Genomic DNA, 24,991 nt, shown 5'->3' on the forward strand with positions numbered 1-24,991 from the left:
ACAGCCCCTTTTTTTCAACTGCGTTTCTAGTTTCGATTTCAAGGAGTTCAACAATGGCGGCAATTACCGCAAGCATGGTGGCAGAACTGCGTGCCAAGACCGATGCCCCGATGATGGAGTGCAAAAAGGCGCTGACCGAGGCCGAAGGCGATATGGATCGCGCTGAGGAAATCCTGCGCGTCAAGCTCGGCAGCAAGGCCAGCAAGGCGGCTTCGCGCGTGACGGCCGAAGGCATCGTGGCGGCCTATATCAACGGCACGACCGGCGCGATGATCGAGCTGAACTGCGAAACCGATTTCGTGGCCAAGAATGACGATTTCCTGGCCTTCGGCAAAGACCTGACCCAGTTGATCGCGGCGCAGAACCCTGCCGACGTGGCGGCGCTGTCGGCACTGACGCTCGATGGCGAAACCATCGAAGCGCGCCGCAGCAAGCTGATCGGCAAGATCGGCGAGAACATGACCATTCGTCGCTTCAAGCGTTTTGCGGGCGATCACAAGCTGGTGAGCTATCTGCACGGTACGCGCATCGGCGTGATGGTCGAGTTCACCGGCGACGAAGTGGCCGCCAAGGATGTGGCCATGCACATCGCCGCGATGAAGCCGGTGGCGCTGTCGTCGTCGCAGGTGCCCGCCGAGCTGATCGAGAAAGAGCGTTCAATCGCCTCGCAAAAAGCGGCCGAGTCGGGCAAGCCCGCCGAGATCATTGCCAAGATGGTTGAAGGCTCGGTGCAGAAATACCTCAAGGAAGTCTCGCTCTTCGATCAGGTGTTCGTCAAGAACGACAAGCAGACGGTCGAGCAAATGCTGAAATCCGCCAACACCACGGTGCACGGCTTCACCATGTACGTGGTGGGTGAGGGCATCGAAAAAAAGTCGGAGAATTTTGCGGAAGAGGTGGCCGCACAGATGGCTGCAGCCAAGCAAGGTTGAGCGCTGTCGCCCGGCTGACCGGGACCGATTTGGGCCAATTGGGTCGATTGGGCCCGGTCGCCTAGCACCTTGTCGTCTCGCTTCTTTGCAGCTTCTCCAACTCGGCCTTTTCGCCTTTTTTACCGCTCGCCAGGAGTCACCATGTCCGGATACAAACGTGTTCTGCTCAAGCTCTCGGGCGAGGCCCTGATGGGCGATGATGCTTATGGCATCAATCGCGTCACCATCGAGGCCATGGTGCGGGACATCGCCGAGGTGGTGCATTCTGGCGTGCAGCTGGCGATAGTCATCGGTGGCGGCAACATCTTCCGCGGAGTGGCGGGGGGCGCTGTGGGCATGGACCGGGCGACGGCAGACTATATGGGCATGTTGGCGACGGTGATGAATTCACTCGCGCTGAGCGACGCCATGAAGCACGCCGGGCTGAATCCGCGCGTGATGTCGGCCATTGCCATCGACCAGGTCGTCGAGTCTTATGTGCGGCCCAAGGCACTGCAGTACCTCGAGGAAGGCAAGTCGGTGATTTTTGCCGGCGGCACGGGCAATCCGTTCTTCACCACCGATACGGCCGCCGCGCTGCGTGCAGCCGAGGTTGGTGCCGAGGTCATGCTCAAGGCGACCAAGGTCGATGGCATCTACACCGCCGATCCGGCCAAAGACCCGCAGGCCGAGCGTTATGCGCGGATCAGCTTCGATGAGGCGATCGCGCGGCGTTTACAAGTGATGGACGCGACGGCCTTTGCGCTGTGCCGTGAGCAGAAGATGCCGATTCGCGTATTCAGCATTTTCAAGCCGGGGGCGCTGATGCGCGTGGTTCAAGGCGCGGACGAAGGCACGGACGTCTACGTCTGATTACCATCGCAGTCTTTGAGGCCCGCGCCGCGCTGCTTTTTGCGCAGCGGGTTTTGTTTTTTCCCGATCTGTTTTTGGAGTGCATCATGGGAATCGCAGAGATCAAGAAAAACACCGAAGAAAAAATGCACAAGTCGATCGAGTCGCTCAAGCTCGATCTGGCCAAGGTGCGTACCGGACGCGCGCATACCGGCTTGCTCGACCATGTGATGGTGGACTACTACGGCACCATGATGGCGATTAATCAGGTGGCGAACATGAATCTGGTCGATGCCCGCACCATCAGCGTGCAGCCGTGGGAAAAGAAAATGGTCCAGGCCGTCGAAAAGGCGATTCGTGAGTCCGATCTGGGTCTGAATCCCCAGACGCAGGGCGACATCATTCGCGTGCCCATGCCTGCGCTGACCGAAGAGCGCCGCCGCGATCTGGTCAAAGTCATCAAGCAAGAAGGCGAGGGGGCCAAGGTGGCCGTGCGCAATTTGCGCCGCGATGCGAACCAAAGCCTCAAAGACCTCGTCAAAGCGAAAGAAGTCTCCGAAGACGACGAGCGCCGCGCGCAGGACGAGGTGCAGAAAATTACCGACCGCTGCATTGCCGAGATCGACAAACAACTGGCGCAAAAAGAAGCGGAGATCATGGCGGTCTGACGGGAGCCAGCGGATTGTTCCGCTGCTCTGATCGGCGTTCCAAGCTGTGTTTCTCATATTGATGGCATGAGCAAGAAAACCATCGCCAAGCGCGACCCCTCCACGCTGCCACGCCATGTGGCGGTGGTCATGGATGGCAACGGACGCTGGGCGCAGCGAAGGTTCTTGCCGCGTTCCTCCGGGCATAAATTCGGTGTTGACGCGCTGAAAAAAATCGTGCGTCACTGTGCGGAGATCGGTGTGAAGCACCTCACGGTGTTCGCGTTTTCTTCTGAAAACTGGGCGCGGCCGGCAGAGGAGGTGCAGACCTTGATGGACCTGTTCGTCAAGGCGCTACAGCGCGAGTCTGCGGAACTGGCCAGACAAGGCGTGCAGTTGCATGTGGTGGGCGATCTGTCGGCCTTTTCTGCCGAGATGCGCGCGCTCATCGACCAGTCCGAGGCGTTGACCCGCCAAAATGACACCCTGGTGCTCAACGTGGCGCTCAACTATGGCGGGCGTTGGGACATGACGCAGGCGGCACAAGCTCTGTTAGCCGCGCAGGAGGCCCCCACGCAGCAAGCGCTGGCGCGGCATCTGGCCCTGTCGCACTCGCCCGACCCGGATCTGCTGATCCGCACCGGGGGCGAGCATCGCATCAGCAATTTCCTGCTCTGGCAACTGGCCTACACCGAGCTCTATTTCAGCGATATTCTCTGGCCCGACTTCAATGCCGAAGCCTTTGACGCAGCGCTGGCCGATTTTGCCAGCCGCCAGCGTCGTTTCGGTGGCGTTCCCGAGGCCAAATCGCCCGCCGCGGCCTGAGGCGGCGAGCGGCGCATCTGCATCATGCTGCGACAGCGCGTCCTGACCGCCCTGGTGTTGATGGCACTTTTGCTGCCCACCTTGTTCTGGCGCGATCCCCTGCCATTTGCGCTATTGGCGCTGGCGTTTTGTGCTGTGGGCATGGGCGAGTGGGCGCGGCTGGCTGGCTATCAAGGCTTTAGCGCGTTGTCCTTCTGGGCTTTGCTCTGGGCGGTGATTGCGGCGGCCTTGCTCTGGCTATTGCAACAGCAGGCCTGGCAGATGGCATCAGCCTGGCGCTGGTTCTGGCTGGCCTGCAGCGCGGCATGGTTGCTCGCGTTGGGGATGAGTCTGCCAAAGGCCCGCCTGCCCGCAGCGCTGCGTCATCCTTTGGCGCTCACTTTATTGGGCTTCTTGCTGTTGCAGGCCGCCTGGCTGGCGTTGGTCCAACTGCGTGTTCAGGGCGCGCTTTTCATGCTGTCTTTGCTGGCGCTGGTTTGGGTGGCGGATATTGCGGCGTACTTTGGCGGCAGGGCCTGGGGGCGCCGCAAGCTCGCACCGTCGATCAGCCCTGGCAAGACCCGTGCCGGGGCCTGGACGGCTCTGATCGCCACGCTGTTCTACGCTGCAGTCTGCGCGAGTCTGGCGCCGATTTACCCCAATTATTTTTCGCGGCTCAACACGCAGTTCGGCGGATTCGGGCTCGCGATTCTGGTCGTCGTGCTGCTGGCGTTTGCCATTGCGGGCGACCTGTTCGAGTCCCTGCTCAAACGCGCGGCGGGGCTGAAAGACAGCGGTAAGTTGCTGCCGGGACATGGCGGCGTGCTGGACCGCATCGACGCGCTCTTGCCCGTGTTGCCCCTGGCCTTGCTGCTGCTGGCGCTATGAAATCGGTCACCATTCTCGGCTCTACCGGCTCGATCGGCGCCAATACGCTGGCCGTGCTGGCGCTGCACCCAGAGCAGTTTCGGGTGTTTGCCCTGGCAGCCCACAGCAATGCCGACAAACTGTTTGCGCAGTGTCTCGAATTTCGCCCGAACTACGCCGTGCTCGGCAGTGCGAAGGCGGCCAGCAGCCTGCAGCAACGTTTGCGCGCCGAGCATTGCCCGACGGAAGTATTGAGCGGCCCCCGGGCGCTCGACGACGTGGCGGCCGCGCCCGAAGTCGATCTGGTCATGGCCGCCATCGTGGGCGCCGCCGGTCTGTCGGCCAGTCTCGCAGCGGCCCGTGCCGGCAAACGGCTGCTGCTGGCCAATAAAGAGTCGCTGGTCGTCGCCGGCGATCTACTGTTGCAGGCCTTGGCGCAAGGAGGCGGCGATCTCATTCCCATCGACAGCGAACACAGCGCCATTCAGCAAAGTCTGCCCGATGATCGCAGCCGCTGGCAGGCGGACGTGCGCAATATCGTGCTGACCGCTTCGGGCGGGCCGTTTCGCCAGCGTGCCGCGCACACCTTGCAGGCGGTCACGCCGACGGAGGCCTGTGCCCACCCGAACTGGAGCATGGGCGCGAAGATCTCGGTCGATTCCGCCACCATGATGAACAAGGCGCTGGAGGTCATCGAGGCGCACTATCTGTTCGGCATGCGGCCCGAACAGATCGAGGTGCTGATCCATCCCCAGAGCATCGTGCATTCGATGGTCAACTATCACGACGGCTCGGTGATTGCCCAACTCGGGCAGCCCGATATGCGCACCCCTATCGCCTACGGCCTGTCCTATCCCGCCCGCATGGCCTCGGGCGCGCCGTGGCTCGACCTGGCGCGCGTGGGACGGCTCGATTTCGAACAACCCGATCCCCAGCGGTTCCCGGGCCTGGCACTGGCCTTCGAGGCACTGCGCATGCCGGTGGGCGCTTGCGCCGTGCTCAATGCCGCCAACGAAGTGGCCGTGGACGCCTTCCTTCATCAGCGCATCCGGTTTACCGATATTCACCGGATCAATGCGGATTTGCTGGCAAGTGCACAATGCGCGGGCTGTAATTCCCTGGAGGCCCTGGCTGAACTAGACGTCCAGACGCGACTCCAAGCGCAACAGCGCGTCGCGCAACTCTCTCCCTCCGGGCGGGGCGGCGCGGCGCTACTGGCCTGACGCGAAACCATGAACCTGCTCATCACCCTGCTGGCGTTTGCCTTTGCACTCGGCGTGCTCATCACCATCCACGAGTTCGGTCACTACCGTGTGGCCGTGGCGTGCGGCGTCAAGGTGCTGCGGTTTTCCATCGGCTTCGGCAGACCCTTGCTGCGCTGGACGCGAGGCGCCGACAAAACTGAATTCACCCTGGCCTGGATTCCGCTCGGCGGCTATGTGAAGATGCTCGACGAACGCGAGGGCGAAGTGGCCGAGGCCGAACTGCCGAGGGCGTTCAACCGACAAAGTCTGTCCAAGCGCGCGGCCATCGTTGCAGCAGGGCCAGCGGCCAATCTATTGCTCGCTACCCTGCTGTTTGCCGTGGTGGCGTTCGCTGGCGTGCGCGAGCCGGTTGCCATACTGGGCGCGCCGCCGGTTCATTCGCCCGCTGCCGCAGCGGGAGTGCAGGGCGGTGAGCGTGTCTTGGCGGTCGTGCATGACGGCTCGCAGGAAGCCGTGCAGAGCTGGACGGGGCTGCGCTGGACGCTGCTGAACGCTGCGATGAACGGCGATCGACTCGCGCTCGTTGTCGAACGAAAAACGGACGGCCTGACGCAACAAATTGCTCTCGATTTTTCTTCGAGCATGCGAGCGGCGGAGAGCGCCGGGTTTCTCACCAGCTACGGTTTGCATCTGCAGAGCCCGCCGGCCGAGATTCGGGAAGTGGTCGCAGGCGGCCCGGCGCAGCGCAGCGGCCTGCTTGCGGGCGACCGGATCGTCGCAGTGGACGGCAAACCCATCGTCACGGCAGACGCCCTGATGCGCTCCATTCAAACATCGGGTGGCAAGCCGATGCAGCTTGAGGTGCGTCGCGATGGCCGTACTTTCCAAACCCAGTTGCAGGCGAAACCGGTGCAGGTCAATGGCCAGGCGGTCCTGCGCATCGAGGCCATGCTGGGCGGCGAAATTCCCACAGTGAAAATCGAGCGCAATCCGCTGCAGGCCTTGCAGGACGGCGTACAGCGCACCTGGGATCTTTCGGCCCTGACCCTCAAGACCCTCGGGCGCATGGTGATCGGCCAGGCTTCGTTGCAAAACTTGAGCGGCCCGGTCACGATTGCCGATTACGCGGGTAAAAGCGCCGAGCTGGGCTGGATGGCGTATATCAGCTTTCTGGCCGTGGTCAGTGTCAGCCTGGGCGTGCTCAATCTGCTGCCTTTGCCCATTCTGGACGGAGGGCATCTCCTGTATTATGCGTACGAGGGATTGACCCGTCGCAGCGTTTCGCAACGCTGGCAAGAAAGGCTGCAGCAAGGCGGTCTCGCGGTCATCGCCATGATGATGGCCATCGCCCTCTACAACGATCTGGTTCGCTTGCTCGGCCAGATGCACTAATCCAGCTCGAGGTCAATTTGAGGTTTTCTCCCGCACTTCGTTGTGCGACGGCGGTTGTGATCGCTGTTGCAGGCGTGCAAGCACACGCAGCTGAATCGTTCACTATCAAGGACATCCGCGTTGACGGTCTGCAAAGAACCGAACCCGGTACCGTGTTCAGCTATCTGCCGTTTCGGGTCGGTGAAACCTACACGCCCGAGGGTGGGGCGGCGGCCATTCGGGCCTTGTTCGCCACCGGGCTGTTCAAGAACGTTCGTATCGAAACCGACAACGATGTGGTCACCCTCATCGTCGAGGAGCGTCCGACGATTGCCGGGGTCGAGTTCGCCGGAACCAAGGAGTTCGACAAAAAGGCCTTGACGACGGCGCTCGCCTCCGTGGGGCTTGCCGAAGCCCGGCCTTACGACCAAGCGCTCATCGATCAGGCCGTGCAGGAACTCAAGCAGCAATATCTGGCCAAGGGCTTCTATGGCACCGAGGTGAATGTCACGACCACGCCGCTGCCGCGCAACCGGGTGAACGTGTTGTTCACCGTAGTCGAAGGGCAGATTGCCAAGATTCGTTCCATCCGCGTCGTGGGCAACAAGGTGTTCGGCGAAGGCACGTTGCTGGGCTTGTTTACCCTCAGCACGCCGGGTTGGCTGAGCTGGTATACCAAGGACGATCAGTATTCCAAGGCCAAGCTCAATACCGATCTGGAGACCCTGCGTTCCTACTACCAAGACCGGGGCTATCTCGATTTTCGCATCGACTCCACGCAGGTGGCTCTGTCGCCCGACAAAGACGGCATCTATATCACCGTCAACGTGCACGAGGGGCCGAAGTACACCGTGTCGGGCTACCAACTCGCGGGCAACTATCTCGGGCAGGACGATGAATTCCGCGCACTGGTCAAACTCAAGCCGGGCGAGACTTACAGTGCGCAGGCGCTCAACGAGAGCGTCAAGGCCATCACAAATCAGTTCGGCGTGTATGGCTATGCCTTCGCCCGGGTCGAGGCCAAACCGGTGATCGATCGTCAGACGGATCAGGTTTCCTTCACCATCACGGCCGATCCGGGTAAGCGCATCTATGTGCGCCGCATCGATATCGCGGGCAACACCCGCACGCGGGACGAAGTGATTCGCCGTGAATTCCGGCAATTCGAAGACTCCTGGTACGACTCCGACCGCATCAAACTCTCGCGCGACCGGGTGGATCGTCTGGGCTACTTCAAGGGGGTGACGCTGCAGCCGCGTGAAGTGCCGGGCACCAACGATCAGGTCGATCTCAACATGAACGTGGAGGAGAAGCCTACGGGCAGTCTGTCTCTGGGCGTGGGCTTTTCGAGTGCGGACAAACTGTCGTTCAACGCCGGCATCAGCCAAGACAATATTTTTGGCAGCGGCAACAACCTCGCGGTCGACTTCAACACGTCGAGCTACTACCGCACGCTGTCGGTGTCGAGCACCAATCCGTACTTCACCGAAGACGGCATCAGCCGCACGGTGAATGCGTATTACCGCACCATCCAGCCATACACCAGCCAGGGTAGCAATTACAAGATCGTCACCCCGGGGTTCAACCTTCAGTTCGGCATTCCGTTCACCGAAGAAGACCGGGTGTTTTTCGGCGCCGGTTATGAGCGCTACACCCTGGACCTCTCTCCGGGTGCGCCGGCCTCCTACATCGCCTATGTCAACCAGTTCGGCAAGACATCAAGCGGCATTCCGCTGACCATCGGCTGGCAGCGCGACAGCCGCAACAGCGCCCTGGTGCCCACCGATGGCCGCTATCAGCGCCTGAGCTTCGAGATCAGTCCGTTCAGCACCCTGCGCTACGACCGCATCACTTATCAATACCAACAGTATCTGCCGCTTACGCGAACCACCAATCTCGCGTTCAACGGTTTGATCGGTTATGCCCACGGTTTGAACGGCCGCCCCTTGCCGGTGTTCAAGAATTTGTACGCCGGCGGTATCGGCACCGTGCGTGGCTTCCAGCAAAGTTCGCTGGGCCCGCAAGATGCTCAGGGCAATGCGCTGGGCGGGGCCAAAATGCTGATTGCCGATTTCGAGTATCAGTTTCCTTTCCCCGGCACCGGCGCGGACAAATCGCTTCGCATGTCGGTGTTCAATGACAACGGCTATGTGTGGGGCGAGAACCAGAAAGTCAGCCTGAGCGATATGCGCTCGTCCATTGGTATCGGCGTGTCCTGGATTTCACCCATTGGCCCGTTGAAGTTCAGTGTGGCCAAGGCGGTTCGCTACAAGTCCACCGATAAACTCCAGAGTTTCCAGTTCACGGTTGGCGCCGGTTTCTAACCTCATACGATTTCCATGAAATTCCACACTCTATCTCGCACTCTTCTGGCCGCGGTTTGTGCCACCGCGTTTTTGATCAGCACGCCTGTCATGGCGCAGACGGCAGCGCCCGCGGCTGGTACGGCGGCCAACGCACCCTTCAAGATCGGCTTCATCAACACCGAACGGGTGCTGAAAGATTCAACCCTGGCCAAGGCGGCCCAGCAGAAGCTGGAGGCCGAGTTTTCCAAGCGCGACAAGGATCTGCAGGACATGGCGGCCAAGATCAAGGCGGCCAACGAGAGCCTGGAAAAGAATGGTCCGGTCATGTCGGATGCAGATCGCATCAAGGCGCAGCAGAACCTTGTGGACATGAACCGCGAATTCCAGCGCAAGCAGCGTGAGTTTTCCGAAGACCTCAATGCCCGCCGCAACGAAGCGCTGGCCTCGGTGCTCGACAAGGCCAACAAGGTCGTGCGCGACATCGCCCTGAAAGATCACTACGACATCATTTTCCAGGAAGCGGTGTACGTCAATCCGCGCATCGACATCACCGACAAGGTGCTCAAAGCGCTGGATGCTCAGTCGGGCAAGTGAGCCAGTCGGCTGTGTCGACGCCTGGCATCTCTATGGATGGCCTCACGCTTGAGCAGATTGCAGCCCGGCTTGGCGGCGAACTCATCGGAAACGGGCAAGCGGTCGTTCAGCGCCTGCGGCCTATCGGCTCGGCAACAGCATCCGACATTACCTTCCTGAACCGGGACAAGCTGCGCCCGCAACTGGCCGAGACCGCGGCCGGTGCGGTCATCCTGCCCGAGTCGCTTCGCGGTGCGTTGCCGCGCTCGGGCAATGCGATTGTCGCCCGCGATCCTTATTTGTATTACGCACACCTGTCGCAGTGGTTTTGGGCCTTGCGGCAGCCGCCGTTTGAGCCGGGGTGTCATGCCACCGCGCAGATCGATCCTGCGGCTCAGGTTTCTCCCGCTGCGCGGGTGGACGCCTTTGCGGTCATCGAAGCGGGTGCGCAAATTGGGGAAGCGGCGCATATCGGGGCAGGCTGCTTCGTGGGGCGCGATGCGGTGATCGGCGCCGGTTCGGTGCTTCATCCGCGCAGTAGCGTGGCCTGGGGGTGTCGACTCGGAGCGCGTTGCGTGTTGCAGTCGGGTGCGGTGGTCGGCAGCGACGGTTTTGGTTATGCGCGGGATGCCAGCGGCGCCGGAGTGAAGATCGCCCAAGTCGGCATCGCCGTGCTCGAAGACGACGTAGAGGTGGGAGCGAACAGCACCATCGATCGCGGTGCGCTCGACAATACCGAAATCGGCTTGGGCGTGAAAATCGACAATCTGGTGCAGATTGCCCACAACGTGCGCATCGGCGCGCATACCGCGCTGGCGGGTTGCGTGGGCATATCGGGCAGTGCGGAGATCGGCGCCTACTGCTTTATCGGCGGAGGGGTCGGCATTGCGGGACACTTGAGCATTGCCGATGGCGTGGTCATCGGCGGCATGTCGCTGGTTTCGCGCTCCGTGCGTCAGCCGGGTATGTACACCGGCGCTTTTCCGCTGGATACCCATGCCAACTGGGAGCGCAATGCGGCGACCGTGCGCCAGTTGCATCAACTGCGAGACCGCATCCGCCGTTTGGAACAACATATAGAACAACACACCAAGTCTTTGAAAACAGAACCATCGACATGACGACCACGCAAGACATCACGCAAATCCTTGAACTGCTTCCGCATCGTTACCCCATGCTGCTCGTCGATCGCGTGGTCGAGCAAGTGAATGGCAAGTACATCAAGGCCTACAAGAACGTCACCTTCAACGAGCCGTTTTTCACCGGCCATTTCCCGCAGAAGCCCATCATGCCTGGCGTGCTGATTTTGGAGGCGCTGGCGCAGGCTTCGGGCATTCTGGCGTTTGGTTCGGTGGGAAAAACACCGGCGCAGGGGTCGCTGTATTACCTGGTGGGCATCGACAATGCGCGCTTCAAACAGCCCGTTATGCCGGGCGATCGGCTCGATCTGTACGTCGAGATGACGCGCAATATGCGGGGCATCTACAAGTTCACGGCAGAGGCTTCGGTCGAGGGCCGCGTGGTCGCGCAGGCCGAATTGATGTGCACCGAGCGCAGCGTGCCCTGAAGGCCAGCATGCCCAAGATTCATTCCACGGCGCAGGTCGATCCGGGCGCGGAAATCGCCGACGATGTCGAGATCGGCCCCTACGCCCTGATCGGCCCCAAGGTGCGCATCGGTGCGGGCACGCGCGTGGGCGCGCATGTCATCATCGAAGGGCGAACCCGCATTGGCGCCGACAACCGGCTGCATCCGTTCAGCGTGATCGGCGGCGAGCCACAGGACAAGAAATACAAAGGCGAAGATACGGCGCTGGAGATCGGCGACCGCAATGTGATCCGCGAATACTGCACCCTGCACATCGGCACGGTACAAGATGGCGGCATCACCCGGGTCGGAGACGACAACTGGATCATGGCCTATGTGCATATCGCGCACGACTGTCAGGTGGGCCACCACACCATCTTTGCCAACAATGCGCAGCTGGCCGGCCATGTTCATGTGGGCGACTGGGCCGTGCTGGGCGGCTATACCGGCGTGCATCAGTTCGTGCGCATTGGCGCCCATGTGATGACCGGCATCAGCTCGGTCATTCTGCAGGACGTGCCGCCCTATACCCTGGTGGCGGGCAATCCTGCCAAACCGCACGGCATCAATGCCGAAGGGCTGAGGCGCAGAGGCTATTCGCCCGATCAAATCTCCGCGCTGCGCGCCGCCTACCGTTTGCTGTATCGGCAGGGGCTGTCGCTGGAGCAGGCACGCACCGCCCTGGCCGATCTGCTGGCCGAGCGGCCGCAGTCGGCCGAGGCGCTCGGCGTGCTGCAGGCGTTCCTGGCTGAGGCTGGGCGTGGCATCGTCCGGCCCTGAGCGGGTGATGACCGCCCGTGCTTCGGCGACTTTGGCCTTCGTCGCTGGTGAGGCTTCCGGCGATCTGCTGGCCGGGCATTTGCTCAGGGCCCTGCACGACCGGGCGCCTGGTCTAAGCAGCGTGGGCATCGGCGGCCCGCGCATGCAGGCCGCGGGTTTCGATGCCTGGTGGCCCAGCGAACGGCTCGCGGTGAATGGCTATGCCGACGTGCTGGCGCGCCTGCCCGAACTGCTGCTGATGCGCCGGCGTTTGCGCGGGCGCCTTCTGGCCGAGCCGCCGGCGGTGTTCGTCGGCGTGGACGCGCCGGATTTCAATTTGCAGTTGGAACGTCGCCTGCGGCAGGCGGGCATACCGGTTGCGCATCTGGTGAGCCCGTCCATCTGGGCGTGGCGGCGCGAGCGCATCGAACTGATTCGCCAGGCTGTGGATCACATGCTCTGTATTTTTCCCTTCGAGCCCGCGCTCTATGCCGATACGGGCGTGAAGGCGACTTACATCGGCCACCCCCTGGCCGAGGTCATTCCTCTGGAGCCCGACCGCGAGGCGGCGCGGCGGGCGCTGGCTCTGCCCGCAGACGCCCGCTGTCTGGCCGTGTTGCCAGGGAGTCGCCAAGCCGAGGTGAAGCATCTCATCGCGCCGTTTTTGGCCGCCGCCGCTTTGCTGGTGCAGCGCGGCCTGATGTCACGGGTGGTTGTGCCGATTGCTCATGCGGGCCTGCGACCCATGGTGTTGCAGGCGGCGGCCGCTCATCCCGACCTTCCCTTGCACCTGATCGACGGTCAGTCGCACACCGTTCTCGCCGCCTGCCATCTCGCCCTGGTCGCCAGTGGCACTGCCACGCTGGAATGTGCCTTGTTCAAGCGGCCCATGGTGATCGGCTATCGCATGTCGGCGCTCTCTTACCGCATGATGTCGGGCCGGGGTTATCTGCCCGATGTCGGGCTGCCCAACATCCTCGCAGGCAAACGTCTGGTGCCCGAGCTGTTGCAGCACGATTGCACCCCGCTGGCCCTGGCCGATGCGGCCAGCGACTTGCTGGAGCACCCGGCGCAATTGCAGCACCTGCAAGACCGCTTCACTGATATGCACCTGAGTTTGCGGCGCGATACGGCCGCGCTGGCCTCGCAGGCCATTCTCGACATGATTCCGGCATGACGCAGGCCGCCTTATTCGCCGCAGAAGACGGTGCTCCTGTTGCCCTGATTGCCGGCTGCGACGAAGTCGGGCGCGGGCCGTGGGCGGGGCCGGTGGTGGCCGCGGCGGTGGTGCTCGATCCCGCCCATCCCATTGCCGGGTTGGCCGACTCCAAGCTGCTCAGCGCTCGCCGTCGCGAGGAACTTGATGCGCAAATCCGGGCGTACAGCCTGGGTTGGAGCATCGCCGAGAGCTCGGTCGAAGAAATCGATCAGCGCAATATTCTGCAAGCCACGCTGCTGGCCATGCAGCGCGCCGTGGCGGCGCTGCCCTGCAAGATCGACCTGTTGCTCGTCGATGGCAATCAGACTCCCCAGGTGGCCATGCCCTGTCGCGCCATCGTGGGCGGCGATGCGGTGCAGCCTGCGATCAGCGCGGCTTCCATCATCGCCAAGGTGTACCGCGATCGCCTGATGACCGAGCTGGCGCAGCGCTACCCGGGTTATGGTTTCGAGCGCCACAGCGGCTACGGCACCGCGGCGCACCGCGCGGCGTTGCTTACACTGGGGCCCTGCGCCGCACACCGCCGCAGCTTTGCCCCTATCCGCCGCCTGTTGGCTCAGTCTATCCGCCCTCCCACGTTGAAGGACGTCGTGTCGTGAAGCGTATTACCTCGGCTGAAAACCCGCTGATCAAAACCCTGCGTAGCCTGTCCACCGAACCGGGCGCGGTGCGCAAGCTCGGCCAGGTCTGGCTCGAAGGCATTCATCTCATCGAAGCCGCGCTCGCCGCTGGCCATGCCGCTGAGCCGCTGATCACCACCGATACAGGCCTGCTCGACCCGGAAATCGCGGCGCTGGTCGAGCGCGTCGGCACCACGCAGACGGTGGTCTTGCATCAGGCCCTGTTCAACTGGATCACTGCGGTGGAGAACGGCCCGCCGGTGGGCATGCTGATCGCCCGTCCCAAGTCGTCCAAGCCCCGTCCGGGCAGCGCGCTCATCCTCGACCGGGTGCAGGACGCCGGCAATGTGGGCACCATGCTGCGCACCGCCGCGGCATCGGGCTGCGGTGCGGTGTATCTGCTGCGGGGTTGCGCCGGGGTGTGGTCGCCCAAAGTGCTACGGTCTGCCATGGGCGCGCACTTCGTCATTCCGGTGTTCGAAGATCCGCCCTGGGAGCAGGTGCTCAACATCGTGCCGCGCCCGATCTATGCCACGCACATGCAGGCTGACACGGTGTTGTACGAACTCGATTTGAAGGAACCCGTGACCTGGATCTTCGGCAATGAAGGACAGGGGATTTCAGATGCGCTGGTGGCCAAGTGTTCCGCGCTGGTGCGTATTCCCCAGGCCGATGGCGTGGAGTCGCTCAACGTCGCCGCGTCTGCGGCGATCTGCCTCTACGAGGGTGTGCGGCAGTCTCAGTTCAGCAATTCGCCGGGCTAGGTTTTAGCCCGCGGGCTTGCGCAGCAACGCCAGCGACAGCGACTGGGCCGAGGCCCAGACCCGGCCACCCAGACTCATGTGGGTGACGTGGAGCTTCACTTCATTTTCAGCAGCCATTTTTTTCAGCGCCTGCATTTCGGGCCAGTCGCGCAATTCGCGAATGCTGCCATCGAAGCTGAGCTGGATCACCGGGGCCGCAAGCGCGTTTGTCCAGATGGCTTGCGCCGCCGCGTCGATCACCCGCGACGCGGCCGATTTCCACTTGCTCGTCCGCGCTTCCAGCCCGAACGCCCCGGCCTTGCAACTCAGCACCGGATAGCGGTGCATGATTTGGGTCAGGCGCGTGCTGCAGGCTTGCACCCAGGGAGACAGATCGGGATGCTCAAGCCGCCCCAGCGTGAAGGCGACGTCAGCGGGATGGCCCGGCGCCAGCCACACCTCGGTCTGATCGGCCAGCGTTTGGGCAAGCCGCCGCAGACCCGGGATATCGCCCATGCGCATCTCGGGAGAGTTCAGCAGCAGGCGCGCCTGCAGGGCCGGGCCGCTCAGCAGCGAACGGGTGTTGATCACCTCCAGGGCATAGTCGGGCCGGAGGTGGCGTTCGCGGCGCAGGTGGGTGATTTCGTCCTGATGATCTTTGAACATCTGCTCCACGCTGCGGCTGGCCTCCACCAGAGCTGGGTGGGTGGCGAGCAGCAGCAGCCGGTCGAAGTTGAGCGCCAGATGCGGGTGCATGCGGTAGCTCAGCGCCTCGACGGATGGCGCGCTGACCTCGGCGCTGCGGATGCGCTCGTGGCTGAGCTGGCGCGAAACGGTGCGAACTTCCGCCGTCCCTTTGTCCAGCAGCGTTCGGCCCGGCCACTGGATGGTCAGCGGCAGAATGCGCACCCGCCGGTCCGCCGCCATCGTGCCCGACAGATCGGTGCCCGCATCGACCATCAACCCGGTGAGCGGAATCTGCGCCCGGTCGGGGTCGATGGGCAGCGCTTCCTCGCGTTCGGGAATTTTTTGTTGGGTCGAGGCGAATCCCAATAGATAGGCGTTTTTATCGTCGTCGTGCATGGCGGGTAGCGCTCAATATTCCAGCCGATCCGGGCGGATCTGCTGCAGGATAGTGGTGGCGATCTCTTCGATGGACTTGTGCGTGGACGACAACCAGCGGATGCCCTCGCGCCGCATGAGTTTTTCCGCCTCACTCACTTCATAGCGGCAGTTGTCGAGCGCCGCGTAACGGCTGTTGGGCCGCCGCTCGGTGCGGATTTCGCTCAGACGCTCGGGCGTGATCGACAGCCCGAACAGTTTGTGCCGCAAACCGTTCAGCCCGTCGGGCAGGCGCATGCGTTCGAAATCGTCGGGAATGAGCGGATAGTTCGCCGCCCTCACGCCATGCTGCATAGCGAGATAGAGCGAAGTGGGTGTTTTGCCGCAACGCGACACACCCACCAGAATGACTTCAGCCTCCGTCAGATTTCGGGTGGACTGGCCGTCATCGTGCATGAGCGAAAAATTGATCGCGTCGATGCGGTTGTGATACTGCGGGCTGTAGGCCGCATCGGAAAATCGTCCGATGCGATGGTTGGATTTGGCCCCGAACGCCACTTCGAGCGGTTGCACGAAGCTGTTGAACATGTCGAGCACCAGCGCGCGTGCGCCCTGAATGATGTCGAGCACGTCCGGGTGCACCAGGGTGACGAACACAATCGGCGGCTTGCCCTCGGCGCGTTCGACCTCGTTGATGCGCTCGACCGCATGCACCGCCTTCTCCACCGTGTCGACAAACGGCAGGCGAATGCGGTGGGGCTGCACGTCGAATTGCGCCAGAACGGAGTTGCCGAAGGTCTCGGCAGCGATTCCGGTGCCGTCCGAGACGAAAAAGACCGAGCGGTTAGGCATGTGTCAGCGTTCAAAACCTAGAATGAGCCGCATTGTCAGTGTGACTTGCGAAGACGGCGATACCAACTCGAACAAGACATGTCATTTTCGCCACGATCACGCCGAGCCCAGTTTTTTCATTCTATGAAGGACTTTCATCATGACCCAGCAAAACACCGCCCACAGCGGCAATGAGCTCATTTTGCAGCTCGATGATGTGCGAATGAGCGACATCGATCAGGTCGGCGGCAAGAATGCGTCGCTTGGAGAAATGATCAGCCAGCTCTCCGGCAGCGGGGTTCGGGTTCCAGGCGGGTTCGCCACCACGGCGCACGCCTTCCGGCAATTCCTGCGTGCCGGGGGACTGGGGGAGCGCATCGAGACGATGCTCAAAGAGTTGGACGCCGACGATGTGCGCGCCCTGGAGCGCTGCGGCGCGCAAATCCGCCAGTGGGTGATCGAAACGCCGTTCCCGGCCGATCTGGAGCAGGCCATCCGCGGCGCTTATGCCAATCTCACTGCGGGCAATCCAGAGGCGTCGTTCGCGGTGCGGTCTTCAGCTACGGCGGAAGATTTGCCCGACGCTTCATTCGCCGGGCAGCAGGAAAGTTATCTGAACGTGAGCGGCATCGACGCGGTGCTGGAAAAAATCAAGCACGTCTTTGCCTCGCTCTACAACGACCGCGCGATTTCCTACCGGGTGCACAAGGGCTTTGTGCACAGCGATGTGGCGCTATCGGCCGGTGTGCAGCGTATGGTGCGAAGCGACAAGGCGGTGTCTGGCGTGATGTTCACGCTCGACACCGAGTCGGGCTTTCCGGATGTGGTGTTCATCACCGCGTCTTACGGCTTGGGCGAGACGGTGGTGCAGGGGGCGGTGAATCCTGATGAGTTTTACGTGTTCAAGCCCACGCTCAAGGCGGGCAAGGAGGCAGTGATCCGCCGCAATCTTGGCTCCAAACTGATCCGCATGGAGTTTGCGCCCGCGGGGTCGCCGCATCTGGTGCAGACGGTCGACACTCCCTCCGAACTGCGCAATCGCTACTGCCTGACTGACGCCGAGGCGCAGGAGCTGGCGCGCTTTGCCATGACCATCGAGGCGCATTACCAGCGTCCGATGGACATCGAGTGGGGCAAGGACGGCATCGACGGCCACCTCTACATCCTGCAGGCTCGCCCCGAGACGGTGAAGTCCAACGGACACACGCGTACCGAACAGCGCTACACCCTGAAGGGCAAGGGCGCCGTGCTGGTCACGGGTCGTGCCATCGGCCAGAAAATCGGCGCCGGGCCGGTGCGGGTGGTGCATTCCATCACCGATATGCACCTCGTTCAGGCGGGTGATGTGCTGGTTACCGATATGACGGACCCGAACTGGGAGCCGGTGATGAAAAAGGCCTCGGCCATCGTCACCAACCGCGGGGGGCGCACCTGCCACGCCGCCATCATCGCCCGTGAACTCGGCATTCCCGCCGTGGTCGGCTGCGGGCATGCGACCGACGTGCTCAAGGACGACATGCTAGTCACGGTGTCCTGCGCGCAGGGCGATACCGGCCAGATCTACGACGGCCTGCTCGAAACCGAAGTGACCGAAGTCGCCCGCGGCGCCATGCCCGAGGTGCCGACGAAGATCATGATGAACGTGGGCAATCCCACCCTGGCCTTCGATTTTTCGCAGGTGCCCAATCAGGGCGTGGGTCTGGCGCGTTTGGAGTTCATCATCAACAACAATATCGGCGTGCATCCTCGCGCGGTGCTCGAGTATCCGAATGTCGACTCCGATCTAAAAAAGGCGGTGGAGAGCGTGGCGCGCGGCCATGTCAGCCCGCGCGCGTTTTATGTGGACAAACTGGCCGAAGGAATCGCCACCATAGCCGCGGCGTTCTATCCCAAGCCCGTCATCGTGCGCTTGTCTGACTTCAAGTCCAACGAATACAAAAAGCTCATCGGCGGCTCGCGCTATGAGCCGGACGAAGAAAACCCCATGTTGGGTTTCCGCGGGGCTTCGCGTTATGTCTCACCCGACTTTGCGCAGAGCTTCGAGATGGAGTGCGTCGCCCTCAAACGGGTGCGCGAACAGATGGGGCTGGACAACGTCGAGATCATGGTGCCCTTCGTTCGCACACTGGGCGAAGCAGAAGGCGTTATCAACCTGCTGGGCCGTCACGGCCTCAAGCGCGGAGAAAACGGCCTGCGCATCATCATGATGTGCGAAGTGCCGTCGAACGCCGTGCTGGCCAAGGAGTTCCTGCAATATTTCGATGGCTTCTCCATCGGCTCCAACGACCTGACCCAGCTCACCCTAGGGCTGGACCGTGACTCCGGCTTGGTGGCGCAGGCTTTCGACGAACGCGATCCGGCGGTGAAGGTGCTGCTGGCGCAAGCGATTGCCGCCTGCCGCGCCGAGGGCAAGTATGTGGGCATCTGCGGTCAGGGGCCGTCCGATCACCCCGATCTGGCGCAATGGCTGATGGAGCAGGGCATCTCGTCGATCTCCCTCAATCCCGACACCGTGATTGCCACCTGGCAACAGTTGGCGAAACATTGAGAGCCTCGAAGACGATTCGTCTATAATGCTTGGTTCCTTGCCGCACCGGTTGTGCCGGAATTGACGCTTTTTGCGCTCCGGGCGGCTTCTATCCACAAGGACAGCGCGTAGGCCTCACCCTAAGGGGGGCTGCGCCCTGCCGCATTTGAAGGAATCTGCATGCGTCACTATGAGATTGTGTTGATTTTCCACCCGGATCAAAGCGAGCAAGTGCCCGCGATGATCGAGCGCTACAAAAGCGCCGTGACCGCCAAGGCGGGCCAGATCCACCGGGTTGAAGACTGGGGCCGCCGCCAACTGGCCTATCCCATTCAGAAGCTTGCCAAGGCGCATTACGCCTGCATGAATATCGAGTGCGACCTGGAAACCCTGCGCGAACTCGAGCACAGCTTCAAGTTCAACGATGCCGTGCTGCGCAGCCTGGTGATCAAGACGGACAAGGCCGAAACCGCGCCTTCCATCATGATGAAGCAGGTCGAGCGCGACGAGGCTCGCAAGGCCCAACAGGAGCAAACAGCCTGAAAAATGGCCTGAATAGCGGCCAGATCAATCGGCTCGAACTTCAGGGCATTTTGGCCGAGCGGGGCGAACTCCGCTACACGCCGGCCGGAATCGAAGCACTGGATTTTGTGTTGCAGCATCAATCGACCCAGTCCGAGGCAGACATGCCTTGCGAAGTGCAGCTTCAGATCGGCTGTGTCGGGTTTGGGAAGATTGCTCACGAAATGCACCGTCTCAGTCCTGGAGTCCTGTTGCAAGTTTCCGGTTTCCTGCGTGCATCGCGTCGCGGCTCGCGCCAGATGAAGTTGCACGTCACACAATACATTGAGGTTTAAATCATGGCACCACCACGCAAATTCGACAAAAAGAACGACCCGAAGCGCGCTCGTCGCAACCAGCAGTCTTCTCTGTTCAAGCGCAAGCGCTTCTGCCGTTTCACCGTCGCCAAGGTTGAGCAGATCGACTACAAGGATGTCGATGTGCTCAAGGATCTGATTGCGGAAAACGCTCGCATCATTCCCGCCCGCCTGACCGGCACCAGCGCGCACTACCAGCGCCAGCTCAACACCGCCATCAAGCGCGCGCGCTTTCTGGCGCTGTTGCCCTACACCGACCTGCACAAGGGCTAATCCGGGGACGACACCATGCAAATCATTCTTCTCGAAAAAGTTCTGAACGTCGGCAATCTGGGTGACGTGGTCAAGGTCAAGGACGGCTACGCCCGCAACTTCCTGATCCCCAAGAAGATGGCGCGCCGTGCCACGGCCGCGGCCATGGCGGAGTTCGAGGCGCGTCGCGCCGAGATGGAAAAGCTGGCGGCTGAAAAGCTGATGCAGGCGCAAGCCGCCGGTGAGAAGCTCAATGGCCTGGTCATCACCCTGGTGCAGAAAGCCGGTGTGGATGGCCGCTTGTTCGGCTCCGTGACCCACGGCGACGTGGCCGAAGCCCTGGCCAAGCAAGGCATTGAAGTGAGCAAGTCGCAGGTTCGCTTCCCGGCGGGTCACGTCAAGACCACGGGTGAGCATCCGGTATCGATCGCCCTGCATACCGATGTCGTCACCGACATCACCCTGCAGGTCAAACCCGAAGCGATGTAATCGCGGGGTTTTCGCGCTGGACACAAGGGCCGCGAATGCGGCCCTTGTTGTCTCTGCTTCGTTTCTGGTTTGTGCCGCTGCGTGCGGCACAATGCCAAGTCGCTTTTTATTTTTGGATGGCATTTGCCGCCCACCGCCATGCAAGACCAAGCCCTAGACGCCATTCGCACGCCGCCGCACTCCATCGAGGCAGAGCAGTCGGTGCTGGGCGGGCTGTTGCTCGACAACCAGGCCTTCGACAAGGTCGCCGATCTGCTGGTGGCGGCGCAGTTTTATCGGTTCGAGCACCGGGCGATTTTCCAGGCCATCGCCGACCTGATCAATCTGAGCAAACCGGCTGACGTGATCACCGTGCTGGAGGCGCTGCAATCCATCGGCAAGCACGAGGAATGCGGCGGGCTGCCCTACCTGAATTCGCTGGCGCAGTGCGTGCCCAGCGCTGCGAACATTCGCCGATATGCCGAGATCGTGCGCGAGCGCGCGGTGCTGCGCCAACTGGTGACCATCAGCGACGAGATTGCACAGAACGCGCTCAACCCGCAAGGGCGGGGCGTGCAGCAAATTCTCGACGAGGCCGAGTCGCGTATTTTCGCCATCTCGGAGGAGGGGGCCAAATCCGCCGCGGGCTTCCAGTCGATGAAGGGCCTGCTGGGTGAGTTGCTCAAGCGGGTGAGCGAGTTGGCCGAGCGCGGCGGCGCTGATACCACCGGGGTGCCCACGGGTTTTGCCGATCTGGACCGGATGACCGCGGGTTTGCAGCCTGGTGATCTGGTCATCGTTGCCGGCCGTCCTTCCATGGGCAAGACGGCGTTTTCGCTGAACATTGCCGAACATGTGGCGATCAATGAGCAACTGCCGGTGGCGGTGTTCAGTATGGAAATGGGCGCGTCGCAGCTGGTGTTGCGCGTGGTGGGTTCGATGGGGCGGATCGACCAGAGCCATCTGCGTACCGGCCAACTCTCCGAAGACGAGTGGACGCGTTTGCCCGAAACCATTGAGCGCTTGCAAGACGTGCACATGCACATCGACGAAACCCCGGCGCTCAATCCGCTGGAACTGCGGGCGCGTTCGCGACGTCTGGCCCGTCAGTTCGGCGGGCGGCTGGGCTTGATCGTGGTCGATTACCTGCAGCTCATGTCGTCGTCGCGAGACGGCGAGAACCGCGCCACTGAAATCTCCGAGATTTCACGCTCGCTCAAGGCTCTGGCCAAGGAACTGCATTGCCCGGTGATCGCGCTGTCGCAGCTCAATCGCGACCTCGAAAAGCGCACCGACAAACGCCCGGTGATGAGCGATCTGCGTGAATCGGGCGCCATCGAGCAGGATGCCGACGTGATCCTGTTCATCTACCGCGACGAGGTCTACAACAAAGACTCGAAAGACGCCGGGGTGGCTGAAGTCATTATCGGCAAACAGCGTAACGGGCCGATCGGCGTGGTGCATCTCGCCTTCCTCAAGCCGCTGACGCGGTTTGAAAATCTGACGCGCGAATTCTGATCGCGCGCCAGCTTCTCCCGCGCTTACAGCACTTCGCTGGCGTAGTCGGCCAGGCGGCTGCGTTCGCCTCTGGCCAGAGTGACGTGACCACTGTGGCCCCAGCCCTTGAAACGGTCCACCACAAAAGTCATGCCTGAGCTGCCTTCGGTGAGGTAGGGCGTGTCGATCTGCGCGATATTGCCCATGCATACCAGTTTGGTGCCGGGGCCCGCGCGGGTGATCAGGGTTTTCATTTGCTTGGGCGTGAGGTTCTGAGCTTCGTCGATGATGACGTATTTGTTGAGAAACGTGCGGCCCCGCATGAAGTTCATGCTCTTGATCTTGATCTTGGAGCGGATGAGGTCTTGCGTGGCGGCCCGGCCCCACTCGCCGCCGGTGTTGCCCCCTTCGCTCTGATTGAGCACTTCGAGGTTGTCGTCGAGCGCGCCCATCCAAGGGCCCATCTTTTCTTCTTCGGTGCCCGGTAAGTAGCCGATGTCTTCGCCCACGGGAACGGTCACGCGGGTCACGATGATTTCGTTGTACCGCCGGGCGTCCAGCACCTGAGACAGGCCCGCGGCGAGCGCGAGCAGGGTCTTGCCGGTACCGGCCTGTCCCGCCAATGTGACGAAATCCACATCCGGGTCCATCAGCAGGTTGAGGGCGAAGTTCTGTTCGCGGTTGCGCGCCGTGACGCCCCAGATGGCGTTTTTCTGGTGCGTGTGGTCGCGCATGACCTGCAGCACGGCGGTGTTCGAGCGGATTTCCTTCACCCGCGCGTAGAGCGGCGGGGCGCTGCCGCTCTCCCAATAAACGGCCTGATTGACCAGCATCTGTGCGACGAACTTGCCCTGCACCCGGTAAAAGGTGTTGCCGCCCTGCTGCCAGCTTTCCACCGACTTGGCCTGCCGATCCCAGAAATCGGGCGGTAGCACCATCATGCCGGTGTAGAGCAGATCGGCGTCGTCTAGCGTCTTGTCGTTGGCGTAATCCTCGGCATGCAGCCCCAGGGCGCGGGCTTTCACGCGCATATTGATGTCCTTGGACACCAGCACCACAGGCCGCTCGGTATGAATGTGCGTGAGATCCTGCAGCACCGCCAGGATCTGGTTGTCTGCCTTGCCCTGAGGCAGTGCGATGGGCAGTTCGACATCGTGCGCGCGGGTCTGGAAGAACAGGCGTCCCTTGGCCTCCGCATGGCCGGTGCGATTCAGTGCGATGCCCTGGTCGATGCCGCTGCCGGTATCGGCCACCAAAGCATCAAGCTCGCGGCTGACCTGGCGGCCATTGCGCGCCACTTCCGACAGGCCCTTTTTGTGCGCGTCCAGTTCTTCCAGCGTGACCATCGGCAGATAGATGTCGTGCTCTTCAAAGCGGTAGAGCGACATCGGGTCGTGCAGCAGCACATTGGTGTCGAGGACGAACAGCTTGGCGGGTTGCTGGGCAATGGGCGCCCGCTTGGGCTGCACCGCCTTCTGGGCGGGACGATCAGCCGCAGTGGGGTCAGCCTCACGCGATATCGGCTGGCGTGTTTGGCGCGTAGATGCCGCGGGCTGCGTCGCCGCCGACACAACTGCGACCGCTGGCGCGGTCTCCTGAGGTATTGGGCCGGCCTTGTCGAGCGCCGTGGTTTTTCGCGAAGCGGAGGGCGTCTGTGTGATCGACGGAGCAGCTTGGGTCAGCAGGCTGCCCATGGACTTGGGTGGGGGAGGCAGGGGCATGAGGCGTATGGATAGGCTTGCAGACGTGGGAAGGGGATGGAGTAGGAGATGCTGATTCAGGGGCGGCTAGACCAGCAAACCGCAACAAAAAACCGCTGACCATCGCAAGACGGTACAGCGGCTTTCACATAGTTGGCCACCTCAGGATGAGATGGGCGCCTGCTGTCGATGCAGAGCATGCGCAACCCGCGATGAGTGCCCAGGGTGCTGCGGAGTCTGAGGTTCAAAACAAAGCGCCGCGTCGGGGTGATTGGGGCTCAGAGTTTCTGGATGACGTCGAGTACTTCGTCAACGTGTCCAGCGACTTTGATCCCGCGCCATTCCTGCCGCAGGACGCCATCAGCATCGATGACGAAGGTGCTGCGCTCGATGCCCTTGACCTTCTTGCCGTACATGATCTTGTTCTTCACCACGCCGAACATGTGGCAGAGCTTTTCTTCCGTATCAGCGATCAGGTCGAACGGCAGTTCGAGGTGCTCCTTGAACTTTTCGTGCGACAGCAGGTTGTCGCGCGAGATGCCGAAAATCACGGCATTGGCCTGCTCAAATGCTTCGAAGTTGTCGCGAAAGTGCATGGACTCGGTGGTGCAACCGGGCGTCATGTCCTTGGGGTAGAAGTAGAGAACAATTTTTTTGCCCAGATAGTTTTTCGGGCTGAACTGCACGCCACTGGTGGCGGCGGCTTCGAAATCGGGAACCACTTTATTCAAGACCAAAGCCATGAAGTCTCCTGCTGGGCTGCTGCATCGTTTCTCCTCGTTCTGATCAGTTATGAATACTGCTGAGGGAAACGGAAGGACGTAAAACCTTATTTTATCTTGCCGCGCGAACCAGAGCCGGTTCACGCTGTTTTGCCTCGGTTCGCGCCGGTCCGATCATTCGATCATCAGCGCGGCCAGCACATGACGGCCTTCGCCCGCCAGAATGTTGTAGGTGCGACAGGCGGCGGCGGTGTCCATGACTTCCCAGCCGATGCGGCGCGAGATGAGCTGGCGCATCAAGGCGGCGGGCAGCAGATGCTGCTCGCGGCCCGTGCCAATCAGCACCACCTCGGGCAGCGGATCGAGCAGCAGGGCGTCGATGTGCGCGGGCAACAGCGCGCCGACGTGCTCGGCACCCCAGGGCTTAGGCGACTGCTGCGGGGCGAACACGCAGGCGCTGGTGTGGCGCACGCCATTGACTTCGACATAACCCGGCCCGTAGGCGGAGACCATCTGCGTATCGGGGGAGAAGTCGGGCTGGAGTTTCATGACTGGACGGGTGCTGGCCGCTACATCTGGCTCGCGCAGGG

General features: G+C 62.0%; 26 protein-coding genes. 21 read left to right on the top strand and 5 right to left on the bottom strand.

From position 1 onward, the window contains the following. Positions 1 to 53: 53 nt before the first annotated feature. The 15 genes from tsf to BIO17B3_RS16090 all read left to right on the top strand — a co-directional run bounded on the left by tsf (position 54) and on the right by BIO17B3_RS16090 (position 14,485). The gene (gene tsf / locus BIO17B3_RS16020; RefSeq protein WP_156054779.1) at positions 54 to 932 is read left to right on the top strand and encodes a translation elongation factor Ts; all 879 of its coding nucleotides are present in this window, start codon (positions 54 to 56) and stop codon (positions 930 to 932) included. A 141-nt stretch (positions 933 to 1,073) separates the two neighbouring features. Beyond that, a complete protein-coding gene (pyrH, locus tag BIO17B3_RS16025; protein ID WP_013106388.1) occupies positions 1,074 to 1,784 on the top strand; it encodes a UMP kinase in 711 nt (236 codons plus the stop codon). Positions 1,785 to 1,870: 86 nt separating this feature from the next. Further along, positions 1,871 to 2,431, top strand: a complete 561-nt coding sequence (frr, locus tag BIO17B3_RS16030; RefSeq protein ID WP_013106387.1) for a ribosome recycling factor — start codon at positions 1,871 to 1,873, stop codon at positions 2,429 to 2,431. Between the two features lie 66 nt (positions 2,432 to 2,497). Further along, positions 2,498 to 3,235, top strand: a complete 738-nt coding sequence (gene uppS, locus BIO17B3_RS16035; protein ID WP_156054780.1) for a polyprenyl diphosphate synthase — start codon at positions 2,498 to 2,500, stop codon at positions 3,233 to 3,235. A gap of 24 nt (positions 3,236 to 3,259) precedes the next feature. Then, positions 3,260 to 4,102 (top strand): phosphatidate cytidylyltransferase, encoded by an 843-nt coding sequence (locus BIO17B3_RS16040; RefSeq protein WP_156054781.1) that lies wholly within the window; start codon positions 3,260 to 3,262, stop codon positions 4,100 to 4,102. Next, entirely contained in the window at positions 4,099 to 5,304 is a 1,206-nt protein-coding gene (ispC, locus tag BIO17B3_RS16045) for a 1-deoxy-D-xylulose-5-phosphate reductoisomerase (protein ID WP_156054782.1), read from the top strand. Before BIO17B3_RS16040 ends, ispC begins: the two co-directional genes overlap by 4 nt. 9 nt (positions 5,305 to 5,313) lie before the next feature. Next, complete coding sequence (rseP, locus tag BIO17B3_RS16050) at positions 5,314 to 6,678, top strand: RIP metalloprotease RseP (RefSeq protein WP_156054783.1); 1,365 nt, start codon at positions 5,314 to 5,316, stop codon at positions 6,676 to 6,678. Continuing rightward, positions 6,678 to 8,981 (top strand): outer membrane protein assembly factor BamA, encoded by a 2,304-nt coding sequence (gene bamA / locus BIO17B3_RS16055; protein ID WP_370512648.1) that lies wholly within the window; start codon positions 6,678 to 6,680, stop codon positions 8,979 to 8,981. Before rseP ends, bamA begins: the two co-directional genes overlap by 1 nt. A gap of 90 nt (positions 8,982 to 9,071) precedes the next feature. Then, positions 9,072 to 9,557 carry an OmpH family outer membrane protein gene (locus tag BIO17B3_RS16060; RefSeq protein ID WP_156055315.1) on the top strand — a complete coding sequence of 162 codons (486 nt, stop codon included), beginning with the start codon at positions 9,072 to 9,074 and terminating at the stop codon, positions 9,555 to 9,557. Positions 9,558 to 9,589: 32 nt separating this feature from the next. Then, positions 9,590 to 10,657 carry a UDP-3-O-(3-hydroxymyristoyl)glucosamine N-acyltransferase gene (gene lpxD / locus BIO17B3_RS16065; RefSeq protein ID WP_156054785.1) on the top strand — a complete coding sequence of 356 codons (1,068 nt, stop codon included), beginning with the start codon at positions 9,590 to 9,592 and terminating at the stop codon, positions 10,655 to 10,657. Further along, positions 10,654 to 11,103, top strand: coding sequence for a 3-hydroxyacyl-ACP dehydratase FabZ (gene fabZ, locus BIO17B3_RS16070; RefSeq protein ID WP_156054786.1), 450 nt, complete (start codon positions 10,654 to 10,656; stop codon positions 11,101 to 11,103). Before lpxD ends, fabZ begins: the two co-directional genes overlap by 4 nt. Before the next feature lie 8 nt (positions 11,104 to 11,111). Then, positions 11,112 to 11,903 carry an acyl-ACP--UDP-N-acetylglucosamine O-acyltransferase gene (gene lpxA / locus BIO17B3_RS16075; RefSeq protein WP_156054787.1) on the top strand — a complete coding sequence of 264 codons (792 nt, stop codon included), beginning with the start codon at positions 11,112 to 11,114 and terminating at the stop codon, positions 11,901 to 11,903. A gap of 7 nt (positions 11,904 to 11,910) precedes the next feature. Further along, on the top strand, positions 11,911 to 13,059 hold the full coding sequence (gene lpxB, locus BIO17B3_RS16080) for a lipid-A-disaccharide synthase (RefSeq protein WP_156054788.1): 1,149 nt from the start codon (positions 11,911 to 11,913) through the stop codon (positions 13,057 to 13,059). Next, entirely contained in the window at positions 13,056 to 13,700 is a 645-nt protein-coding gene (rnhB, locus tag BIO17B3_RS16085; protein ID WP_156054789.1) for a ribonuclease HII, read from the top strand. Before lpxB ends, rnhB begins: the two co-directional genes overlap by 4 nt. Continuing rightward, the gene (locus BIO17B3_RS16090; RefSeq protein WP_156054790.1) at positions 13,697 to 14,485 is read left to right on the top strand and encodes an RNA methyltransferase; all 789 of its coding nucleotides are present in this window, start codon (positions 13,697 to 13,699) and stop codon (positions 14,483 to 14,485) included. Before rnhB ends, BIO17B3_RS16090 begins: the two co-directional genes overlap by 4 nt. A gap of 3 nt (positions 14,486 to 14,488) precedes the next feature. On the opposite strand, the gene BIO17B3_RS16095 is transcribed toward BIO17B3_RS16090, so the two are convergent. Both BIO17B3_RS16095 and BIO17B3_RS16100 read right to left on the bottom strand, forming a co-directional pair. Then, positions 14,489 to 15,547: a DegV family protein gene (locus BIO17B3_RS16095; RefSeq protein ID WP_013106374.1), complete on the bottom strand. Its 1,059-nt coding sequence runs from the start codon at positions 15,545 to 15,547 to the stop codon at positions 14,489 to 14,491. 12 nt (positions 15,548 to 15,559) lie between these two features. Next, positions 15,560 to 16,378, bottom strand: a complete 819-nt coding sequence (locus BIO17B3_RS16100) for a pyruvate, water dikinase regulatory protein (protein WP_013106373.1) — start codon at positions 16,376 to 16,378, stop codon at positions 15,560 to 15,562. 139 nt (positions 16,379 to 16,517) lie between these two features. On the opposite strand from BIO17B3_RS16100, the gene ppsA reads away from it, so the two are divergent. From ppsA to dnaB, 6 genes are all read left to right on the top strand, one after another. Continuing rightward, entirely contained in the window at positions 16,518 to 18,905 is a 2,388-nt protein-coding gene (gene ppsA, locus BIO17B3_RS16105; protein WP_156054791.1) for a phosphoenolpyruvate synthase, read from the top strand. Positions 18,906 to 19,064: 159 nt separating this feature from the next. Beyond that, positions 19,065 to 19,427 carry a 30S ribosomal protein S6 gene (gene rpsF / locus BIO17B3_RS16110; protein WP_013106371.1) on the top strand — a complete coding sequence of 121 codons (363 nt, stop codon included), beginning with the start codon at positions 19,065 to 19,067 and terminating at the stop codon, positions 19,425 to 19,427. 23 nt (positions 19,428 to 19,450) lie between these two features. Next, on the top strand, positions 19,451 to 19,741 hold the full coding sequence (priB, locus tag BIO17B3_RS19495; protein WP_013123686.1) for a primosomal replication protein N: 291 nt from the start codon (positions 19,451 to 19,453) through the stop codon (positions 19,739 to 19,741). A 3-nt stretch (positions 19,742 to 19,744) separates the two neighbouring features. Beyond that, positions 19,745 to 20,035, top strand: coding sequence for a 30S ribosomal protein S18 (rpsR, locus tag BIO17B3_RS16120; protein ID WP_013106369.1), 291 nt, complete (start codon positions 19,745 to 19,747; stop codon positions 20,033 to 20,035). A gap of 15 nt (positions 20,036 to 20,050) precedes the next feature. Beyond that, positions 20,051 to 20,503 (top strand): 50S ribosomal protein L9, encoded by a 453-nt coding sequence (rplI, locus tag BIO17B3_RS16125; protein ID WP_156054792.1) that lies wholly within the window; start codon positions 20,051 to 20,053, stop codon positions 20,501 to 20,503. 138 nt (positions 20,504 to 20,641) lie between these two features. Next, complete coding sequence (dnaB, locus tag BIO17B3_RS16130; RefSeq protein ID WP_041608999.1) at positions 20,642 to 22,000, top strand: replicative DNA helicase; 1,359 nt, start codon at positions 20,642 to 20,644, stop codon at positions 21,998 to 22,000. A 23-nt stretch (positions 22,001 to 22,023) separates the two neighbouring features. On the opposite strand, the gene BIO17B3_RS16135 is transcribed toward dnaB, so the two are convergent. The 3 genes from BIO17B3_RS16135 to BIO17B3_RS16145 form a co-directional block, all read right to left on the bottom strand. Continuing rightward, a complete protein-coding gene (locus BIO17B3_RS16135) occupies positions 22,024 to 23,700 on the bottom strand; it encodes a PhoH family protein (protein ID WP_156054793.1) in 1,677 nt (558 codons plus the stop codon). 257 nt (positions 23,701 to 23,957) lie between these two features. Then, positions 23,958 to 24,422, bottom strand: coding sequence for a peroxiredoxin (locus BIO17B3_RS16140; protein ID WP_013106365.1), 465 nt, complete (start codon positions 24,420 to 24,422; stop codon positions 23,958 to 23,960). A gap of 153 nt (positions 24,423 to 24,575) precedes the next feature. Next, entirely contained in the window at positions 24,576 to 24,950 is a 375-nt protein-coding gene (locus BIO17B3_RS16145; RefSeq protein ID WP_156054794.1) for an Mth938-like domain-containing protein, read from the bottom strand. Between the last annotated feature and the right edge of the window lie 41 nt (positions 24,951 to 24,991).

Source organism: Thiomonas sp. OC7 (assembly GCF_900634595.1).
GTDB classification, from domain to species: Bacteria; Pseudomonadota; Gammaproteobacteria; order Burkholderiales; family Burkholderiaceae_C; genus Thiomonas; species Thiomonas arsenitoxydans.

What these genes read in the sequence shown, in the direction of transcription:
- tsf (WP_156054779.1), top strand. Translation starts at nt 54, where the DNA reads ATGGCGGCAATTACCGCAAGCATGGTGGCAGAACTGCGTGCCAAGACC.
- pyrH (WP_013106388.1), top strand. Translation starts at nt 1,074, where the DNA reads ATGTCCGGATACAAACGTGTTCTGCTCAAGCTCTCGGGCGAGGCCCTG.
- ppsA (WP_156054791.1), top strand. Translation starts at nt 16,518, where the DNA reads ATGACCCAGCAAAACACCGCCCACAGCGGCAATGAGCTCATTTTGCAG.
- frr (WP_013106387.1), top strand. Translation starts at nt 1,871, where the DNA reads ATGGGAATCGCAGAGATCAAGAAAAACACCGAAGAAAAAATGCACAAG.
- BIO17B3_RS16135 (WP_156054793.1), bottom strand. Translation starts at nt 23,700, where the DNA reads ATGCCCCTGCCTCCCCCACCCAAGTCCATGGGCAGCCTGCTGACCCAA.
- BIO17B3_RS16140 (WP_013106365.1), bottom strand. Translation starts at nt 24,422, where the DNA reads ATGGCTTTGGTCTTGAATAAAGTGGTTCCCGATTTCGAAGCCGCCGCC.
- lpxD (WP_156054785.1), top strand. Translation starts at nt 9,590, where the DNA reads ATGGATGGCCTCACGCTTGAGCAGATTGCAGCCCGGCTTGGCGGCGAA.
- rpsR (WP_013106369.1), top strand. Translation starts at nt 19,745, where the DNA reads ATGGCACCACCACGCAAATTCGACAAAAAGAACGACCCGAAGCGCGCT.
- uppS (WP_156054780.1), top strand. Translation starts at nt 2,498, where the DNA reads ATGAGCAAGAAAACCATCGCCAAGCGCGACCCCTCCACGCTGCCACGC.
- lpxA (WP_156054787.1), top strand. Translation starts at nt 11,112, where the DNA reads ATGCCCAAGATTCATTCCACGGCGCAGGTCGATCCGGGCGCGGAAATC.
- BIO17B3_RS16095 (WP_013106374.1), bottom strand. Translation starts at nt 15,547, where the DNA reads ATGCACGACGACGATAAAAACGCCTATCTATTGGGATTCGCCTCGACC.
- rpsF (WP_013106371.1), top strand. Translation starts at nt 19,065, where the DNA reads ATGCGTCACTATGAGATTGTGTTGATTTTCCACCCGGATCAAAGCGAG.
- BIO17B3_RS16145 (WP_156054794.1), bottom strand. Translation starts at nt 24,950, where the DNA reads ATGAAACTCCAGCCCGACTTCTCCCCCGATACGCAGATGGTCTCCGCC.
- dnaB (WP_041608999.1), top strand. Translation starts at nt 20,642, where the DNA reads ATGCAAGACCAAGCCCTAGACGCCATTCGCACGCCGCCGCACTCCATC.
- BIO17B3_RS16100 (WP_013106373.1), bottom strand. Translation starts at nt 16,378, where the DNA reads ATGCCTAACCGCTCGGTCTTTTTCGTCTCGGACGGCACCGGAATCGCT.
- BIO17B3_RS16060 (WP_156055315.1), top strand. Translation starts at nt 9,072, where the DNA reads ATGGCGCAGACGGCAGCGCCCGCGGCTGGTACGGCGGCCAACGCACCC.
- lpxB (WP_156054788.1), top strand. Translation starts at nt 11,911, where the DNA reads ATGACCGCCCGTGCTTCGGCGACTTTGGCCTTCGTCGCTGGTGAGGCT.
- fabZ (WP_156054786.1), top strand. Translation starts at nt 10,654, where the DNA reads ATGACGACCACGCAAGACATCACGCAAATCCTTGAACTGCTTCCGCAT.
- rnhB (WP_156054789.1), top strand. Translation starts at nt 13,056, where the DNA reads ATGACGCAGGCCGCCTTATTCGCCGCAGAAGACGGTGCTCCTGTTGCC.
- BIO17B3_RS16040 (WP_156054781.1), top strand. Translation starts at nt 3,260, where the DNA reads ATGCTGCGACAGCGCGTCCTGACCGCCCTGGTGTTGATGGCACTTTTG.
- rplI (WP_156054792.1), top strand. Translation starts at nt 20,051, where the DNA reads ATGCAAATCATTCTTCTCGAAAAAGTTCTGAACGTCGGCAATCTGGGT.
- rseP (WP_156054783.1), top strand. Translation starts at nt 5,314, where the DNA reads ATGAACCTGCTCATCACCCTGCTGGCGTTTGCCTTTGCACTCGGCGTG.
- ispC (WP_156054782.1), top strand. Translation starts at nt 4,099, where the DNA reads ATGAAATCGGTCACCATTCTCGGCTCTACCGGCTCGATCGGCGCCAAT.